We start from the raw sequence: 17,585 nt of genomic DNA, 5'->3' as shown, positions 1-17,585 counted from the left end.
TGTATTCCTGAATTCTTTCCGTCGGCGCGCGCCGTTTTCACGTTGCGCGCGCTGTTTCGCGGCATGCCCGCCGCGTAGCGCCGCGGGCTGCGGCGGCCGCCGCGAGCCGTTTCCGGCTGGCCTCTGCGGCCGGCCTGTACTACGTCAAGCCGCTGCGCTCTTGCCGTTCTTGTGCGCGTCCATCAACGCGGTGAAGCGGTCGAACAGGTACGCGATGTCGTTCGGACCGGGCGATGCTTCCGGGTGGCCCTGGAAGCAGAACGCCGGCTTGTCGGTCAGCGCGAAGCCCTGCAGCGTGCCGTCGAACAGCGACACGTGGGTCACGCGCGCGTTGGCGGGCAGCGTGTCGGCATCGACCGCGAAACCATGGTTCTGCGACGTGATCACCACGCGGCCGTCTTCGAGATCCTTGACCGGATGGTTCGCGCCGTGATGGCCGGTCTTCATCTTCATCGTCTTCGCGCCGACCGCGAGGCCCATGATCTGGTGGCCCAGGCAGATGCCGAAGGTCGGAATGCCGCGCTCGATGAACTCCCTGGTCGCCGCGATCGCGTAGTCGCACGGCTCAGGGTCGCCCGGGCCGTTCGACAGGAACACGCCGTCGGGGTTGAGCGCGAGCGCGTCAGCGGCGCTCGCTTGCGCCGGCAGCACGGTGACATGGCAGCCGCGCTCGGCCAGCATGCGCAGGATGTTCTGCTTGACGCCGTAGTCGAATGCGACCACGCGGTACGTCGGCGCTTTCTGCTCGCCATAGCCCGTGCCCAGACGCCATTCGGTTTTGGTCCACTGGTAGGTTTCCTGGGTCGACACGACCTTCGCGAGGTCCATGCCGGCGAGGCCCGGGAACGAGCGCGCGAGTTCGATGGCCTTCGCTTCGTCGTCGGAACCAGCGAGGATCGCGCCGTTTTGCGCGCCCTTGTCGCGCAGGAGGCGGGTCAGCTTGCGGGTGTCGATGCCGGCGATGGCGACCACGCCTTCGTCCTGCAGATATTGCGGAAGCGTGCCCTCCATGCGGAAGTTCGACGCGAGAACCGGCAGATCACGGATGATCAGGCCGGCGGCATGGACTTTCGTCGCTTCGACGTCTTCGGCGTTCACGCCGACGTTGCCGATATGCGGGTACGTGAGGGTCACGATCTGGCGCGCGTAGCTCGGGTCAGTCAGGATTTCCTGATAGCCGGTGATGGCAGTGTTGAACACGACTTCACCGATGGTATGCCCGGGGGCGCCGATCGAATAACCACGAAAGACCGTGCCGTCGGCGAGCGCGAGTAGAGCGGGAGAAAATGACGGCAACACGGGAGACTCCTTGGGGGAACACCCTGTTGCCACCTGTCTATCCGATTGCAAGCCGCAGCGAAACACATCGTGGATGCGCGCGCAGACTCGCTCGCGAGTTGCCGGTGACGCTGCAAGGGGCGCGATGGGTCCATTGTGTGGACGACTCGGCTGGGTGTGGAGCCCTTCTTGCTACGCCAATGGCGCGCGGCGGATGAACGGTATGGGGGAGGTAGGCGCTAGGGTGCGGGTGGATAAGCTCAAACCTTCAAATTATAGCCTGAATCCACTGTTCCCTCCAAATGGGAGATAGGACGAGGCGTTGAGGCGACGTGCCTGGGCGGACCTTCAAAGCCTTGCCGGGCCGCGTCGCCAGGTACTTGCCACGCCTGTCCATGCGGTTCTGTCGAGACACCACTATTGACGGGGGCCGAACCGCCGTGGCGGCCCCTCCGGGTCCGACGCAAGACCTGGCGCGGCCGTTCAGGCCTCCTGTTCCGCGCGCATCTCGCCCGAACGGACAAGCTGCCGACCCGGCAACACGTACCAGATCGCACTCAGCACCTGCAGCGCGACGAGGATTTCCCACGCGCTCAGATGCGCGAGCGCCGGGTAATGCCCGCCGCTCGCCGGCCAGTGCGACAGCACCGCGCCAACGCCGATCTGGAAACCGAAGATCAGCAGAAAAATAATTAGCGTCAGCGTCGTGTTGACCCGGCCGATCATCTGCGGCGGGAAATGCCGCGCCATCACCGCGTAGCTCAGAATCCCGGTGCCGCCGAAGATGCCGTAGGCGGCCCACAACAGGCTCGCCGGCAACGGCGCGTTAAACATGATGAGCATCTGCGTCAGCACATATAGCGCCATGCCGATGCCGCAGAACGCGTACAGCGAGAGGCCGCGCCGCTCGAGACTACGCGCCGCCGCGCCGAAACCGACGCAGCCGGCCATCATCGCGAAGCCGAGAATCGACACGAGCGCCGCCGCCTGGTGCGGCTCGAAGCCTTGTACGTCACGCAGCCATGCTCCGACCCACAACGACTGCATCGCGTAGAAGACGCCTTGCGTAACGACCGAGAACGACGCGATTTTCCAGAAAGCCGCGCTGCGCAGGATGTGCCACGTACCCTCGAACTGCGCGACGATGCTCGCCTGGCGATGCGTTTCGCGCGCGTCCGGAGCGAGCGTCCATTGCGCGAGCGCAACCGCTACCGTCAGCACACCGAGTCCGACGCAAACCGGGCGCCAGTTGGAAAAACCGAGCACCCACGTGAGCGGCGAACCGACCATCACGCCGCCGAAACCGCCGATCGCCATCACAAGCCCGTTCATCAATGGCAAACGCGCCACCGGAAAATGCTGCGCGAGCGCCTTGAACGCGGCGCCGAGGCACACCGACACGCCAACGCCGATCAGCAGCCGCCCGACCATCATCATGCCGAGACTGTGCGCGGCGCCGAATACCCAGATGCCGAGCGCGGCAAAAAGCAGCGTGACGGAGGTCACGCGACGCGCGCCGAAGTGATCGAGCAGCACGCCAGCGGGGATCTGCGCGCCCGCGAAACCGAGGAAATACAGACTCGTCAGCACACCCAGATCAGCGGCTGACAGACCGAGATCGCGCGTGATGAACGGCGCGAAACCAAGATTGACGCCGCGAAACACGTAAGAGACGAAGTAGCCGGCGGAAAAAAGCAGAAAGACGCGCAGTTGGGTCGACGACATAAATCAGGAAGTAAACCTGGAAATGACCTCAAGAACCTCTCCCGAGGTTCGGACGGATCAGGACGGACCGGCACCCCGCGGCCAACGCGGCCAACGCGGCCGAAGCACGAACAATAAAGTAAATACCGCAAACGCGCAGGAATCGTCCGCGCAATGAAAAACGCCGTCACCCTGAGGTGACGGCGTTGGATGAACACGGTACGTGATCGGAGCGCAATCCATGCGCTGCCCCCGCAACGCATGTGGTCACTACCGTGAGAGCCGCTATTGGTCTATTTACCCTTCTTCTTCGCGTTGGCCACGGTCTTCGGGCGGCTCTCAGCCGCGGCCTTCGACGCCTTGCCGGGCTCCGAGGCCGAGACCTTCTCGACCTTGCCCTTGCTGGCAACGGGCGCCGCCGGCTTGTTATCCTTGCCGCCCGGCTCGGAGACCTTGACGACGGCGGAGTGGCCGCGCCCTCTCTTCTTATCGTAGCGCGATTCACCGTGTGTGTCTGCGACGTGGACGCCAATCTTCTGCACACTGCCGCCTTGCACGTCGGCGGCGATCTTTTCCGGACCCGGCTCGCTGGGTACCGGCTTGCCGACCGGCACGTGCAGCACGATCACCTGGCCGCGCGAAACCTGATCGCGATGCGTCCTGTTCCACGCCTTCAGCTGACCGACCGACACGCCGTAGCGCACCGCGATGGCCGCCATCGACTGATTGCGACGCACGCGGATCAGCATCTTGCGCGTGTCGGGTACGTCGGGTTCCATCGCGAGCACCGCGCTTTCGGCGACGTCGGCGCTGATGTCCTCGTCGTCGTCCGAGCCGCGCGGCACGACGATCGTCGAGCCCGGCTTCAGGCGCATACCGACCGGAATCTTGTTCACTTCCATCAGCGTGTCGGGGTCGACACCGATCTTCTGTGCGATCGCCGCGGGCGTCGCGCGTGCATCGACCGTGTAGGTCGTCCAGGACGACAGCGAGCCCGAGTACGTTTTCAGATTGCGCTCGAACGCGGACGCGTTGTCGAAAGGCAACAGAATCTGCGGCTGCGTCGCGCCGAGAATCACCGGCTTCCTGAACGACGGGTTCAGCGAACGGAACTCGTCCGTCGACATGTTGGCGAGCCGCGCGGCGACGTCGACGTCGATGTCGTGCGAGGTCGTGACCGTCACGAAGTACGGGTGGTTCGGAATAGACGGCAGGGTGAGCCCGTACATCTGCGGGTTCATCACGAGGTTCTTGACCGCTTGCAGCTTCGGCACGTAGTTGCGCGTTTCGTTCGGCAGACGCAGGCTCATGTAGTCGGTCGGCAGACCCGCCGCCTCGTTGCGCGCGATCGCGCGCTGCACGTTGCCCTCGCCCCAGTTATACGCAGCGAGCGCGAGTTGCCAGTCGCCGAACATGTCGTGCAGGTTCGACAGGTAGTCGAGCGCGGCACTGGTCGACGCAAGCACGTCGCGGCGCTCGTCCTGCCACATGTTCTGCTTCAGGTTGTAGGTCCGGCCCGTGCCCGGCATGAACTGCCACATACCCGCAGCCTTGGCGACCGACAAAGCCTGCGGGCTATATGCAGACTCGATGAACGGCAAAAGCGCGAGCTCGGTCGGCATATGGCGCGACTCAAGTTCCTCGACGATGTGATACAGGTATTTCTGCGAGCGCTCGGTCATGCGCTGCACGTAATCGGGACGCTGCAGATACCAGTTCAGCTGCATGTCGACGAGGTCGCTCTGCAGGTCCGGCATCTGGAAGCCACGGCGAATGCGGCCCCACAGATCGGCGTCCTCGCTCGTCAACTGATTGACGGAGCTCTGGTCGACGTTGATGGTTTCTTTAGCGGTGGCGTTCTTGCGAAGGGCGTCGGCTACGGCCTGCTGGCTGGCGGGGTTAGTGGCGGTATTCGTCGTCGGTCCCTGACTCGCGCACGCGGCGAGTGTCAGGACCAATAACGCACTTAAGATAAATCGCATGAACGTCTCGGTTTCCACAAGGGCTGGAATTTGCAGCCGATAGTACGAAACGTCAACGTTTCCGTCAATTGGAAAATCAAGAAAAAAATCAACCAAATCTGGGGCTTGGCGAATTTTTCCGATTCATCGCGTGAAGAACCGCCGAATGCGCTCCGGATCAACGGAAGCGGTTCTTCCATTCGCGCATCAATGTGAAGGCCTGCAGCCGGTCAGACACCGTTTCGTGCAATCGTGCTTCGAGGTTCGACTGGATCGCCGGCTCGCCTGCGCGCAGGAACGGATTGACCGCGCGCTCGTGCGCGATCGTGGTCGGCAGCGTCGGCTGGTGGCGGGCGCGCAACTCGTTCGCCTTGTCGCGCCACGCCTGCAGTTCGGCATTATGCGGCTCGCAAGCGAGCGCGAAGCGAATGTTCGACAGCGTGTATTCGTGTGCGCAATGCACTTCGGTTGCGCCGGGCAGCGCGGCGAGCGCATCGAGCGAATTCAGCATCTGTTGCGGCGTGCCTTCGAACAGGCGCCCGCAACCGCACGCGAACAGTGTGTCGCCGCAAAACACGTGCGGCGTGCCGCGCGTATCGGCCGCCTGGAAATAGGCGATGTGTCCGCTCGTGTGACCGGGCACGTCGAGCACGCTGAATTCAAGTGCGGGTACAGCGATCGTCACGTGGTCGCCACTTTTGAGACGATGTGTCAGGTGCGCGATCGCTTCGCCGGCGGGGCCGTAGACCGGCACGTCCTGGCCGTTCAGCAGATCGGCCACCCCGCCGACGTGGTCTTGATGATGGTGCGTGAGTAAAATAGCGCTCAGCCGCCAGCCTCGTTGGGCCAGACAGGCGCGCACAGGGGCGGCTTCGCCCGGATCGACGACGACCGCGTGGTGTCCGTCGGCAATGACCCAGATGTAATTGTCTTCAAACGCCGGGACCGGTACGTACTCGAGCGCATTCATAGGCGACGCATTTTTAATATGACTGACCGAGCGATTATAGACTGGCCCGCCTGGACCGATTCGCCGCCAGGCCGCTACGTGCTCGACTGGGAGCAAACCCAGCTCGATCGCGTGGTGTCGGACGTGTTCGGCTATCATGCGCTGCAACTCGGCCTGCCGCAGCTCGACGCGCTGCGCGAGAACCGCATGCCGTGCCGCGGCCTCGTGCTCGACGCGGCGAGCGGCGCGAGCGCGCCGTACACGTATCCGCCCTGGGCACGTCGTGGCAGCGTGAGCGGCATCAGCAGCGCGGGCAACGCTGGCGACGACAACCCCGCGAACGCCGCGCGAGGCGCCCCTGGTCTGCACGCGCCGGCCGGGCGCAGCGCGGTCTGGTGCGACCTGCTCGATCTGCCGTTCGAAGCGCAAAGCGTCGACCTGCTCGTGATGCCGCATACGCTCGAATTCACCAGCGACCCGCATCGGCTGCTGCGCGAAGCCGAACGCGTGCTGGTGCCTGAAGGCCAACTGATCATCCTCGGCTTCAACTCGTTGTCGCTGTGGGGAGTACGGCAGTCGATCGGCAAGATGACAGGCCGCCCGTTCGTGCCCTCCGCCGTCGATCTGATCGCGTTCACGCGCCTGAAGGACTGGATCAAGCTGCTCGGCTTCGACCTTGAACGCGGGCGCTTCGGCTGCTATCGTCCGCCGCTCGCGAGCGATCAATGGCTCGCGCGTTACGGCTTCATGGAAGCCGCCGGCGACCGCTGGTGGCCGATTTTCGGCGCCACCTACATGATCAAGGCGATCAAGCGCGTGCGCGGCATGCGTCTCGTCGGGCCGCTCAAAGTGAAAAAGCCCGTGCTCGCGGCAGGCCTCGCGCCCGCCGCCACCCCGAACACACGAAACCACACCGAATGACTCCAGATCACATCGACATCTATACCGACGGCGCCTGCAAGGGCAATCCCGGCCCTGGCGGCTGGGGCGCGTTGCTGCGCTTCGGCAGCCAGGAAAAAGAACTGTTCGGCGGCGAGGCCAACACGACCAACAATCGCATGGAGCTAATGGGCGTGATTTCCGCGCTCGAGGCGTTGAAGCGCCCGTGCAAGGCGATCGTGCACACCGACTCGCAGTACGTACAGAAAGGCATCAGCGAGTGGATTCACGGCTGGAAGAAGAAAGGCTGGGTCACCGCGGCGAAACAGCCGGTCAAGAACGCCGATCTGTGGAAGCGGCTCGATGCGCTCGTCGCGCAACATGAGATTGAATGGCGCTGGGTGCGCGGCCACAATGGCCACCCGGAAAACGAGCGCGCCGATCAGTTGGCCAATCGCGGCGTGGCATCGCTCGCCGAGATGTAAAGAGCGTGCGCGCATCGGCAACACCGCGCGCCGCCCTCCCCGCTTTTTTTCCGCAATTTTTTCGAAGCAGGCTAATCCGACATGCGTCAACTGATCCTCGATACCGAAACTACCGGCCTGAACGCCCGCGGCGGCGACCGGATTCTCGAACTCGGTTGCGTCGAGCTCGTGAACCGCCGGCTGACCGGCAACAACCTGCACTTCTATATCAACCCCGAGCGCGACAGCGATCCGGGCGCGCTCGCGGTGCACGGCCTCACCACGGAATTTTTGAGCGATAAGCCGAAGTTCGCGGAGATCATCGACCAGTTCCGCGATTTCATCCATGACGCGGACCTGATCATCCACAACGCGCCATTCGACATCGGCTTTCTCGACGCCGAGTTCGCGCTGCTCGGTCTGCCGCCAGTGAGCATGCACTGCGGCGAGATCATCGACACGCTCGCGCAAGCCAAGCAGATGTTCCCCGGCAAGCGCAATTCGCTCGATGCGCTGTGCGACCGCTTCGGCATCAGCAATGCGCACCGTACGCTGCACGGCGCGCTGCTCGACTCGGAACTGCTCGCCGAGGTCTATCTGGCGATGACGCGCGGTCAGGAAAGCCTCGTCATCGACATGCTCGGCGAAGCGCAGGCCGGCGGCGATACGCATGCGCCGCGCGTCGCACTCAACTCGCTGGAGCTGGTCGTGATCGCTGCGAGCGACGACGAAAGCACCGCGCACGAAGCCGTACTCGACGATCTCGACAAGGCGCTCAAAGGCGCGAGCGTATGGCGTCTTGAACCCGCGCCGACAACTGATGAGCAAACTGCTTAAAAAAAACTAGACGAACCCTGAATTCCCTGACATAATTTCGATCTCTTCGGGTGGTTAGCTCAGCGGTAGAGCACTGCCTTCACACGGCAGGGGTCACTGGTTCGATCCCAGTACTACCCACCAGATTCTTGGTGTGTCGATCACCGAAGACAAAAGGGCTTACGCAGCAATGCGTAAGCCCTTTTTCTATTTGCCGGCAAATACGTCGCGTGCGCCATACGAGATATCGTTGGCTATAGAACCACGTCGTTCCGTAGGTTGGCGAGCGCCCCGCACTATTGCTATATTCGGCAATCGGGCATTCGCCCGGTCCGGCTCCGTCCGGTTTCTCCATCTTGAACCATCTCAGGGAGGCGCCACATGTTTGCAGTGCATCGCGCGCTCCCCCGCATGGTTCCACGACCGCCGGCCCGTCCGCCACGACCGATGCGACCTTGAAGCCGCAGCGTTGTCGCTGATGCGCCGCCGCCTCGGCAGGCGCACCGCGTTCATTCCAGACAGTCCGTTGTTCCGTTGCCGTTGTTTGCAGTCGTATTTTTTCGCGCCTTGCCGCGCGGATTCCGGCATCCGCTGGCTGTCTACCCCTTTTTCGCTTCTGACTGGAATCTCGGCGCGCTCGTGCTTCGCCGGGCCCAAAGCAAATGGCTAACAGAAAACTCGACTTTCGCGGACAAGCTTTCAAGGATGTCCTCGGCTTCACCTTCCGTCACTGGGCGCAACAGCCGGGGCGCATCGTCGTGATCGCGGCGCTCGCGCTGTTCACGGCGGGCGCGGACATCCTGACGCCGGTCTTCGCCGGACGTCTCGTCGACGCGATCGCGGCCGGTCCGGCGTCGTCGGCGCCCGTCTGGCATCACGCGCTTGCGGCCTTCGGCGCGCTCGCCGCGCTCGGCATCACCGCGACGCTGCTGCGCCAGGGCGTGTACTTCAACATCATCCGCTTCACGCTGAAGATGATGAGCGAGATCGCCGCGCGCGCGTTTCATCGCGTGCAGCGCTTTTCGACCGACTGGCACGCGAACAGCTTCGCCGGCTCGACCGTGCGCAAGATCACGCGCGGCATGTGGGCGCTCGACCTGCTGAATGACACGCTGCTGATCGCGCTGCTGCCATCGCTGGCGATGCTGATCGGCGCGACCCTGCTGCTCGGCTCGCGCTGGCTCATGATGGGCATCGTCGTCGGCATCGGCTCGCTGCTGTACATCGGCGTGACCGTAACGGTGTCGCTGGGCTTCGTCGCGCCGTCCGCGCGTCTCGCGAACGCGTGGGACACACGCATGGGCGGCGCGCTCGCCGATGCGGTCAGCTGCAACGGCGTCGTCAAGGCATTCGGCGCGGAAGCGCGCGAGGAAGCGCGCCTCGCGCACGTGATCGGCAAATGGCGGCAACGCACACGCCGCACGTGGGTGCGCGGCACGCTCAACGGCGGCCTCCAGGGCGGCATGCTGGCCGCGATCCAGACGGCGATTCTCGGCGTGGCGCTACTGCTGTGGGCACGCGGCGAAGCGAGCGTCGGCGACATCACGTTCGCGCTGACGATGTTCTTCATGCTGCAAGGCTATCTGCGTGACATCGGCATGCACATCCGTAACCTGCAGCGCTCGGTCAACGACATGGAGGAGCTCGTGTCGCTCGAGAGTCAGCCGCTCGGCGTCGAGGATCGTCCCGGCGCCGGCCCCATCGCGATCCGCGACGGCGAGATCCGCTTCGAGCACGTGTCGTTTCACTATGGCGCGCACAGCCGACCGCTCTACGACGACTTTTCCATCCGCATCGCGCCGGGCGAGCGCGTCGGGCTGGTCGGTCATTCCGGCTCGGGCAAGACGACCTTCATCAAGCTGATCCAGCGCCTTCACGACATTTCGGGCGGGCGGATCACGATCGACGGCCAGGACATCGCGCAGGTCCAGCAAGCGTCGCTGCGCAGCCAGATCGCGATCGTCCAGCAGGAGCCGCTACTGTTTCACCGCTCGCTTGCCGAGAACATCGCGTATGGACGGCCCGGCGCGAGCCGCGCCGACATCGAGCGGGCCGCGCGGCTCGCGAGCGCGCACGACTTCATCGCCGCGCTGCCGAACGGCTACGACACGCTGGTCGGCGAACGCGGCATCAAGCTATCGGGAGGCGAGCGTCAACGCGTCGCGATCGCGCGGGCTTTTCTCGCCGACGCGCCGATCCTGATTCTCGACGAAGCCACGTCGAGCCTCGACAGCGAAAGCGAAGTGCTGATCCAGCGCGCGATGGAGCGGCTGATGCAGGGGCGCACGACGCTGGTGGTCGCGCATCGGCTGTCGACGGTGCGCGCGCTCGACCGGCTCCTCGTGCTCGACAAGGGCAAGGTGATCGAGGAAGGCAGCCACGACGCGCTGATCAAACGCGACAACGGCTTGTACCGTCGCTTGTTCGAGCGTCAGGCGCTGGAGCTGATCAAGGGTCTCGGCGAGCCGGAGCTCGTGCGCGAGTCGGCAAAGGTCAAAGCCGACCGGGTCGACGATTCTGGCTTGTTGGTCGGCTAGCGCGACGCAGGCATGCACCAGGCTTCGCGGCAAACGATGCCACGCCTGGCGCCACCAGCCCCTGGCAATAGAAGGCCCGCCGCGCTACACCGCGCCGGCGGGCAACCCGATGCCGCGCGCCATTCCGGTCGCGGCAAACACCATCAGAACCAGCAGCACGGTCTGGATCACGCTGAAATGCGCGTAGGATCGCGCCTTCTTCAGATTCGGCGCCGCGCCGCTGCGGATCGACGCGCGCCAGCGCATCAGGCCGAGCATCGTGGGCACTTCGAGGATCAGGATCAGCACCAGCAACGTCATCTTCACGTGAAAGAGCGGCTGGTGCAGGTAGTAGTCGGCGCCCTTCTCATAGCTACCGAACATGCGCATCAGGCCGGTCACGATCAGCACCAGCGCGGCGATGCCCCAGCGTGAATCGGCGCGGAACACCGAACGCAACGCGGCGGGCACCGACGCGCGACGCAGCGACCACGTGCGTCTGAGAATCGACGCGAGCGCAAAACCATAAGCGAGCAGATGAAGGGCGGCAAGCAACCAGCGAACCAGCATGGCGACTCCTGCGAAAGACGCAATATGATCGATGAGTGTCCCACTCGCCCGCCTGCAGGCCGGGCGCCTTGATTGCATTATCGACGAAGCTTCGCTTCGGGATGCGTGCATCGGCCACGCGATGTGACCGATAGCACAAAACATGCAGCGTCAGACCTGGCGCAGCGTCGTGTCGAGCGCGCGAGCGGCGACGCGATCGCCTTCGGTCGTCAGCGCGGCGCGGAAAACGGTCTGCCGGTTATGACCCGCGGCGGCAGGCGAATCCCACAGCAACTCGACCTTCGGACGTACGCCGAACGCGCTGCGCGCGAGCGAGGGCGCCGCGACCGACCCTCTCGGCGCCGCTGACGCGCCGGCCTTGCCCGCCGCGCCGAACGCGACCGCGGGCGCCGGCGCCGGCGTCGCGCGCGCATTGGAACCGCTCGCCCAGCGCACCGACAATTCGCGCGCATCGTATTGCCCCACCTTGCGCCGCTCAGCCCACACGACGACGGTACGGGTCAGCGGATCGAGCGACACCGCATAGCGGCCGATCGCAAAGCGCCGCGCCGCCACATTGGTGCGCCACAACGGCAGCGGCCGGCAGATCCACAAGACGATCGCATACAGCACCGGCGCCGCGACGAGCCAACCGTTGCTGGCCGCGACCGCCTGCATCGCGCGACGCCAGCCTGCGCTCGCGACGAACGCGCCGACCGACCACAGCGCAAACAGAAACCCGAGGAACGCGAACAGGCGCAGCGCCTGACGCAGCCATTGCGGCAACGGATGGAACGGACGCTCCGCGACGGCGCGCGCGCCCGGCAGGAAGATCAGCAGGAACAGAAAAACGAGGTTGATACATGCCCACGGTGAAGACGCCATCGCGGTCAGCGCGGTGGTCAGCTTCATCTCGGACATCGAGAAAAACCAGCGGGCGGCGAGCACGAGACCGATGGCGCGCAACGTAAAAATCGTTCCGGCGCCGGGCGCGGCGTTCGCGCGCGTCTCTTTCGTTCTCGCCAAGGCATCCTCCTGTCGTCGGCGGCACCGCAGCCCAATTTGCGGCACGGCAATTATAGGGATATTACCGAGACTGGCTCGTTCGCGCCGCGCGGAAACCCGTATTTTCAGTTGTGCACCGACGAAAAACGCAGCGCGCATGCAACAACGCCCCGCCGGCGACGTGCCGGCGGGGCGTTCAGAGCAACGAAGGAAGCGTGCAACGAGTTGCTGCCGACAGCGTTTTATCTACCGCGAAACAACCGCGGTGAAACAATCGCCAATCAGCCCGCGTTGACTTCGCGCAGCACCGTGCGATGTTTGCGGCGCAGCAGCTCTTCATAGGTGGCGACGTAGTTCTGCGCCATCACCTTCGACGAGAAGCGCGCCTCGAACGCCTTGCGCACGCCAGCGCGGGGCAGCGTGTGCAGACGTTTGACGGCGGCGACCGCGCTGATTTCGTCCTCGACGACGAAACCCGACACGCCGTTTTCGATCACTTCCGGCACCGAACCGCGATTGAACGCGATCACCGGCGTGCCGCAAGCCATCGCCTCGATCATCACGAGACCGAAGGGCTCCGGCCAGTCGATCGGGAACACCAGTGCGTGCGCATTGCCGAGAAACTCGCGCTTTTCAGCTTCGCCGATTTCGCCGATGTACTCGACGTGCGACAACGACATCAGCGGCTTGATGACTTCTTCGTAGTAGGCACGGTCGGCCTTGTCGATCTTGGCGGCGACCTTGAGCTTCATGCCTGCCTGCCCGGCGATGCGAATCGCCCTGTCAAGCCCCTTCTCCGGCGAGACGCGGCCCAGGAATGCGAGGTAGCCGGGCTCGACGTTGGGACTCGGCTTGAGCACGTCTTCCGGCAAACCGTGATAGACGGTTTGCAGCCAGTGCGCCTGCGGCAGCGGAATGCGCTGGTTGTCCGAGATCGACACGACCGGCACGTCATTGAACGTTTTGAAGATCGGCTGCAGTTCAGGCAGATCGAGACGGCCGTGCAGCGTCGTGACGAACGGCACAGGCTGACGCGCGAACAGCGAGAACGGGTAGTAGTCGATGTGGAAATGCAGCACGTCGAATTCGTCCGCGCGGCGGCGCACTTCTTCGAGCAGCAGCATGTGCGGCGCCATCACGTCGCGGATCGTCGGGTCGAGGCGCAGCGCCTGCGGCCAGAAAGCTTCGAGCTTCGCCGAGGTTTGCGAATCACCGCTTGCAAACAGCGTGACGTCGTGGCCCTGCTCGACCAGCGCCTCGGTCAGATAGGACACCACGCGTTCCGTACCACCGTACAGCTTGGGAGGAACCGCCTCGTGCAGCGGAGCGATTTGAGCGATTCGCATATTGACGAACTCCTAGTAAAAAATCAGGCAAAAGTACTGCATTTGGAAAAAGCGACTCGCTTGCTCGCCAGGGCAGTCTGGCCGGAAATGCCGGCGCGGGCCTGATTCTTTTGAGAAATCCTGCGATGGATCGCTTGGTAACGAGCCCGGACAAGTGGATCAGCGACTGGGCATGTGCGAGTAAACGCGGCCGTTGCACCGACGTTGACAAACTGTCAGAAAAATTGCCGGGCTAACGAGCACGCATTATCGTTGCCCGGATTGTTGCAGCACCGCAGCATTTCAAAGTCTTTACGTTGTTACAAACGCGAAACACTTTGCAAACCCTTGTTTTCAAAGACAGTTCTACAGTATCCACGAGGATTCGCGAGGCGCGGCGGTACCGTCTCTGCGAGCTCTCGCCCATCAACGTTGCCGGCAGGAATTGCAAAATTGCCGCAGCGCGGTTGAATGCAATCTGTAATTATATCTCGAAATTTTCCGCAATCTGCCTGAATGGCCCGTCGGCTGGTGTGTCGGGACGACGCAGATCGCGGAGGTCCATCGCGAAATCAATCGCGTCAAAGCCCGGATACACAGGGCGCAATCGCCTTTGCATGTTTACAATGCGAAGCATCGGCTTCACGGAGAGTCATGCTTGTCCGTGTGGTCCGCGCATTGCATGCACAACCCGCAACACATCGATCTCAGCTCAATTGGAACACTTGACCATCGCCCAGCGTAACGCCCAGAACGCCAAGCTCGCGAGCTATGCGCACCGGCCACTTGCGTTTCTCTTCCGCTTTATCCGCCGCCATCCACTCGCGCATGCGATCGTGTTGTGCAGCGTGTTTGCGGCCGTGGGCTGTGCACTCGCTTCGCAGTACGCGATCAAACATCTGATCGACGTGCTCGGCGGCGGCAGGCATCATCCGGGACCGCTGTGGGGCGCGTTCGCGATCCTCGTCGGCCTGATCGCTGCCGACAACCTGTTGTGGCGGATCGGCGGCTGGTTCGCCGCGCACACGTTCGTCGCCGTGACGGGCGATTTGCGGCGCGACCTGTTTCAGTACCTGAGCGGCCACTCGCCGACCTACTACGCCGAAAAGCAGCCCGGCATGCTGGCAAGCCGGATCACCGCGACCTCGAACGCCGTCTACACCGCCGAAAACACCACCGCGTGGAACGTGCTGCCGCCGTGCATCGCGGTGCTCGGCGCGATCGTGATGATCATCGCGGTGAACCCGCTGATGGCCGCCGGCCTGATGCTGTGCTCGGCGATCCTGTCGGTCGTGCTGTACAAGCTCGCGGGCCGCGGTTCCGCGCGTCACCATAATTTCGCGACCAAGGCGGCATCGGTCGACGGCGAGCTTGTCGACGTGATCAGCAATATGGGGCTCGTGCGCGCGTTCGGCATGACGTTCCGCGAACAGCACCGCTTTGCTTCGACGGTCAAGTCGGAAATGGACGCGCGCCAGCAAAGCCTGCTGTACCTGGAAAAGCTGCGTCTGCTGCACGCCGTGGTCACCGCGCTGCTGTCGGCCGGCCTGCTCGGCTGGGCGCTATGGCTGTGGGACCAGGGCCGCGCGACCTCGGGCGACATCGTGCTCGTCAGCTCGCTCGGCTTCACGATCCTGCACGGCACGCGCGATCTCGCCGTCGCGCTCGTCGACGTCACGCAGCACGTCGCGCGACTCGCAGAGGCCGTGCGCACGCTGCTCGAACCGCACGGCATGCCCGATCGCGACGACGCGACCGAACTCGTGCCGCAGGGCGGCCGCGTCACGTTCGACGGCGTCACGTTCGCCTATCCGCGCCGCCGGCCGATTCTCGATCACTTCGACCTCGATATCGAACCGGGTCAGCGGGTCGGGCTGATCGGCAAGTCGGGCGCCGGCAAATCGACCGTGCTCGCGCTGTTGCAGCGCTTCTACGAGACCCAGGGTGGCGCGATCAAGATCGACGGCCAGGATATCGCGTCGATTACCCAGGACAGCCTGCGCCACGCGATCGCGCTGGTGCCCCAGGACATCTCGCTGTTCCATCGCACGGTGTACGAGAACATCGCGTACGGCCGCCCGGACGCGAGCCGCGAGGAAGTGCTCGCCGCCGCGCGCGAGGCGCGTTGCGCGGACTTTATCGACGCGATGCCGGAAGGCTACGACACGATCGTCGGCGACCGCGGCGTGAAGCTGTCGGGCGGTCAGCGCCAGCGCATCGCAATCGCGCGCGCGATTCTGAAAAACGCGCCGATCCTGCTGCTCGACGAAGCCACGTCCGCGCTCGACAGCGCGTCCGAGGAAGCGATCCAGAAGGCGCTCGACCGCCTGATGGTCGGCCGCACCGTGATCGCGATCGCGCACCGTCTGTCGACGCTGAACAACTTCGACCGGATCATCGTGATGAGCGCCGGCAAGGTCATCGACGACGGCACGCCGGAAGAACTGCGCCAGCGTCCGGGCCTCTATCGCGACCTGCTCTCGAAGCAGTATGGCAAGGGCCAGACGCTGCATATCGGCGGCAAGAAGGTCGACGAACAGCACGTAGCCTGACGCACGCCTGGTCCACGCGCTGCGCATCGCATCGCTTGAAAAAAAGCCGCTCCCTGGAGCGGCTTTTTGCTGTCTGGCTCGCGGCCCGGCTTGGCTTAGCCGGTCACGCTCTCGCGCGCCGCCCTCTTCCGCGCGGCGCCCGCCGCACCCGTGGCCGCGCGCGCTTTCCCGCTTCTGGCGCGCTTCGCGCCCTCGACGCTCTGCAGATCGCGCATGAAGTTATCGCGCCACACCGACACGTTGTTCTCGCGCAGCTGCGCCATCATGTCGCGATAGCGCCCCTGGCGCTCGGCGAGCGGCATGTCGAGCGCCCGCGCGAGCGCTTCGGCCATGCCGTCGATATCGACCGGATTGACGATCAGCGCGCCGTCGAGCTCCTGCGCCGCGCCCGCGAAGCGCGACAGCACCAGCACGCCGGGATTCTCCGGATCCTGGGCCGACACGTATTCCTTCGCAACGAGGTTCATGCCGTCGCGCAACGGCGTCACATAGCCGACGTGCGCGGTACGGAACAGCGCCGCCAGCACCGAGCGCTCGTACTGCTTGTGGATGTATAGGATCGGCGTCCAGTCCAGCTCGGCGAAACGTCCGTTGATCCGTCCCGACTCGCCTTCGAGCTGTAGCCGGATGTCTTGATACGCGTGCAGGTCGGCGCGCGTCGGCGGGGCGATCTGCAGGAACGACACCTTGTTGCGCTGCGCGGCCGTATGCTCGAGCAGGCGCTCGAACGCACGGAACCGCTCGACCAGCCCCTTCGAATAGTCGAGCCGGTCGACGCTCATGATCAGCTTGCGCGAATGCAGGGTCGCCTTCATCGTGCGCACCGGCTTGCCGCGTTCGCCCGCCTTCGCGAGCTCGGCGATCTCGTCCGGATAGACGCCGATCGGATACGCAGAGGCGCGCAACGTGCGGCCGAACGCATGCACACTCAGCGGTCCTTTCGCCGACGCGTCGATCGAGCCGCCCGCCTCGTTGATCACGTAGTCGCAGAACGCGCGCAGATCGGGACCGGTCTGGAAGCCGAGCAGGTCGAACGAACACAGCGCCTCGACGAGCTCGCGATGCGGCGGCACCGTCAGCAGCACCTGCGCGGCCGGAAACGGAATGTGCAGAAAAAAACCGATGCGGTTCTTCACGCCTGCCGAGCGCAGCGCCTGAGCGAACGGAATCAGGTGATAGTCGTGCACCCAGATCACGTCGTCTTCGCGCAGGAGCGGCACGAGTTGCTGCGCGAGCCACGCGTTGACGCGGCAGTAGCCTTCGAAGTCGTGCCGGTCGTAATGCAGCAGGTCGGATCGATAGTGGAACGCGGGCCACAGCGTCGCGTTCGAGAAACCACGATAGTACTGGTCGTAATCGCGGCGCATGAGCGGGACGGTCGCGAAGGTCACCGGACCGCGCTCCTCGAGCTTGATCTGCGGCTGGCCGGAGCTCAGCACGTCGCCGCTCCAGCCGAACCACATGCCGCCGGTCTCCTTCAGCGCGTCGTACACGCCGACCGCCAGACCGCCCGCCGCCGGACCGCCCTCCGAAATAGGCGCCACCCGGTTCGAAACAATGATCAGTCGGCTCATGAAGCGCGATTCC

At 64.3% G+C, this 17,585-nt stretch carries 13 protein-coding genes and 1 tRNA gene; 6 read left to right on the top strand and 8 right to left on the bottom strand.

Features of this window, described 5'->3' with window-relative positions; translation table 11 throughout:
- Positions 1–144 precede the first annotated feature (144 nt).
- From carA to gloB, 4 genes are all read right to left on the bottom strand, one after another.
- Positions 145–1,299 carry a glutamine-hydrolyzing carbamoyl-phosphate synthase small subunit gene (gene carA / locus HDG33_RS13955; RefSeq protein WP_184028316.1) on the bottom strand — a complete coding sequence of 385 codons (1,155 nt, stop codon included), beginning with the start codon at positions 1,297–1,299 and terminating at the stop codon, positions 145–147.
- Between the two features lie 462 nt (positions 1,300–1,761).
- A complete protein-coding gene (locus HDG33_RS13950) occupies positions 1,762–3,003 on the bottom strand; it encodes a nitrate/nitrite transporter (protein ID WP_184028313.1) in 1,242 nt (413 codons plus the stop codon).
- Positions 3,004–3,275: 272 nt separating this feature from the next.
- The gene (locus tag HDG33_RS13945) at positions 3,276–4,964 is read right to left on the bottom strand and encodes a transglycosylase SLT domain-containing protein (protein ID WP_184028310.1); all 1,689 of its coding nucleotides are present in this window, start codon (positions 4,962–4,964) and stop codon (positions 3,276–3,278) included.
- A 157-nt stretch (positions 4,965–5,121) separates the two neighbouring features.
- Entirely contained in the window at positions 5,122–5,913 is a 792-nt protein-coding gene (gene gloB, locus HDG33_RS13940) for a hydroxyacylglutathione hydrolase (protein WP_184028296.1), read from the bottom strand.
- Positions 5,914–5,931: 18 nt separating this feature from the next.
- On the opposite strand from gloB, the gene HDG33_RS13935 reads away from it, so the two are divergent.
- From HDG33_RS13935 to HDG33_RS13915, 5 genes are all read left to right on the top strand, one after another.
- Positions 5,932–6,813, top strand: a complete 882-nt coding sequence (locus tag HDG33_RS13935; RefSeq protein WP_184028280.1) for a class I SAM-dependent methyltransferase — start codon at positions 5,932–5,934, stop codon at positions 6,811–6,813.
- The gene (gene rnhA / locus HDG33_RS13930; protein ID WP_184028269.1) at positions 6,810–7,256 is read left to right on the top strand and encodes a ribonuclease HI; all 447 of its coding nucleotides are present in this window, start codon (positions 6,810–6,812) and stop codon (positions 7,254–7,256) included. The genes HDG33_RS13935 and rnhA overlap by 4 nt, the downstream gene beginning before the upstream one ends.
- An 81-nt stretch (positions 7,257–7,337) precedes the next feature.
- Positions 7,338–8,072, top strand: coding sequence for a DNA polymerase III subunit epsilon (gene dnaQ / locus HDG33_RS13925; protein ID WP_184028244.1), 735 nt, complete (start codon positions 7,338–7,340; stop codon positions 8,070–8,072).
- A gap of 48 nt (positions 8,073–8,120) precedes the next feature.
- Positions 8,121–8,195: transfer RNA gene (locus HDG33_RS13920), tRNA-Val, on the top strand.
- A gap of 518 nt (positions 8,196–8,713) precedes the next feature.
- A complete protein-coding gene (locus HDG33_RS13915) occupies positions 8,714–10,588 on the top strand; it encodes an ABC transporter ATP-binding protein (protein ID WP_184028218.1) in 1,875 nt (624 codons plus the stop codon).
- Between the two features lie 84 nt (positions 10,589–10,672).
- Here HDG33_RS13915 and HDG33_RS13910 read toward each other — a convergent pair whose 3' ends face one another.
- From HDG33_RS13910 to HDG33_RS13900, 3 genes are all read right to left on the bottom strand, one after another.
- Entirely contained in the window at positions 10,673–11,137 is a 465-nt protein-coding gene (locus tag HDG33_RS13910) for a DUF2214 family protein (RefSeq protein WP_184006244.1), read from the bottom strand.
- A 150-nt stretch (positions 11,138–11,287) separates the two neighbouring features.
- Positions 11,288–12,142 carry a hypothetical protein gene (locus HDG33_RS13905; protein WP_184028205.1) on the bottom strand — a complete coding sequence of 285 codons (855 nt, stop codon included), beginning with the start codon at positions 12,140–12,142 and terminating at the stop codon, positions 11,288–11,290.
- Positions 12,143–12,402: 260 nt separating this feature from the next.
- Positions 12,403–13,467 (bottom strand): glycosyltransferase family 4 protein, encoded by a 1,065-nt coding sequence (locus tag HDG33_RS13900; RefSeq protein ID WP_184028193.1) that lies wholly within the window; start codon positions 13,465–13,467, stop codon positions 12,403–12,405.
- A gap of 695 nt (positions 13,468–14,162) precedes the next feature.
- On the opposite strand from HDG33_RS13900, the gene HDG33_RS13895 reads away from it, so the two are divergent.
- Entirely contained in the window at positions 14,163–15,998 is a 1,836-nt protein-coding gene (locus HDG33_RS13895; RefSeq protein WP_184028190.1) for an ABC transporter ATP-binding protein, read from the top strand.
- A gap of 95 nt (positions 15,999–16,093) precedes the next feature.
- On the opposite strand, the gene otsA is transcribed toward HDG33_RS13895, so the two are convergent.
- The gene (otsA, locus tag HDG33_RS13890) at positions 16,094–17,572 is read right to left on the bottom strand and encodes an alpha,alpha-trehalose-phosphate synthase (UDP-forming) (RefSeq protein ID WP_184028187.1); all 1,479 of its coding nucleotides are present in this window, start codon (positions 17,570–17,572) and stop codon (positions 16,094–16,096) included.
- Between the last annotated feature and the right edge of the window lie 13 nt (positions 17,573–17,585).

The sequence above is a fragment of the Paraburkholderia sp. Cpub6 genome (assembly GCF_014201065.1).
Lineage (GTDB): Bacteria > Pseudomonadota > Gammaproteobacteria > Burkholderiales > Burkholderiaceae > Paraburkholderia > Paraburkholderia tuberum.
Note: the sequence above shows the minus strand (reverse complement) of the source record. Positions and strands in the feature narration are given on the sequence as shown.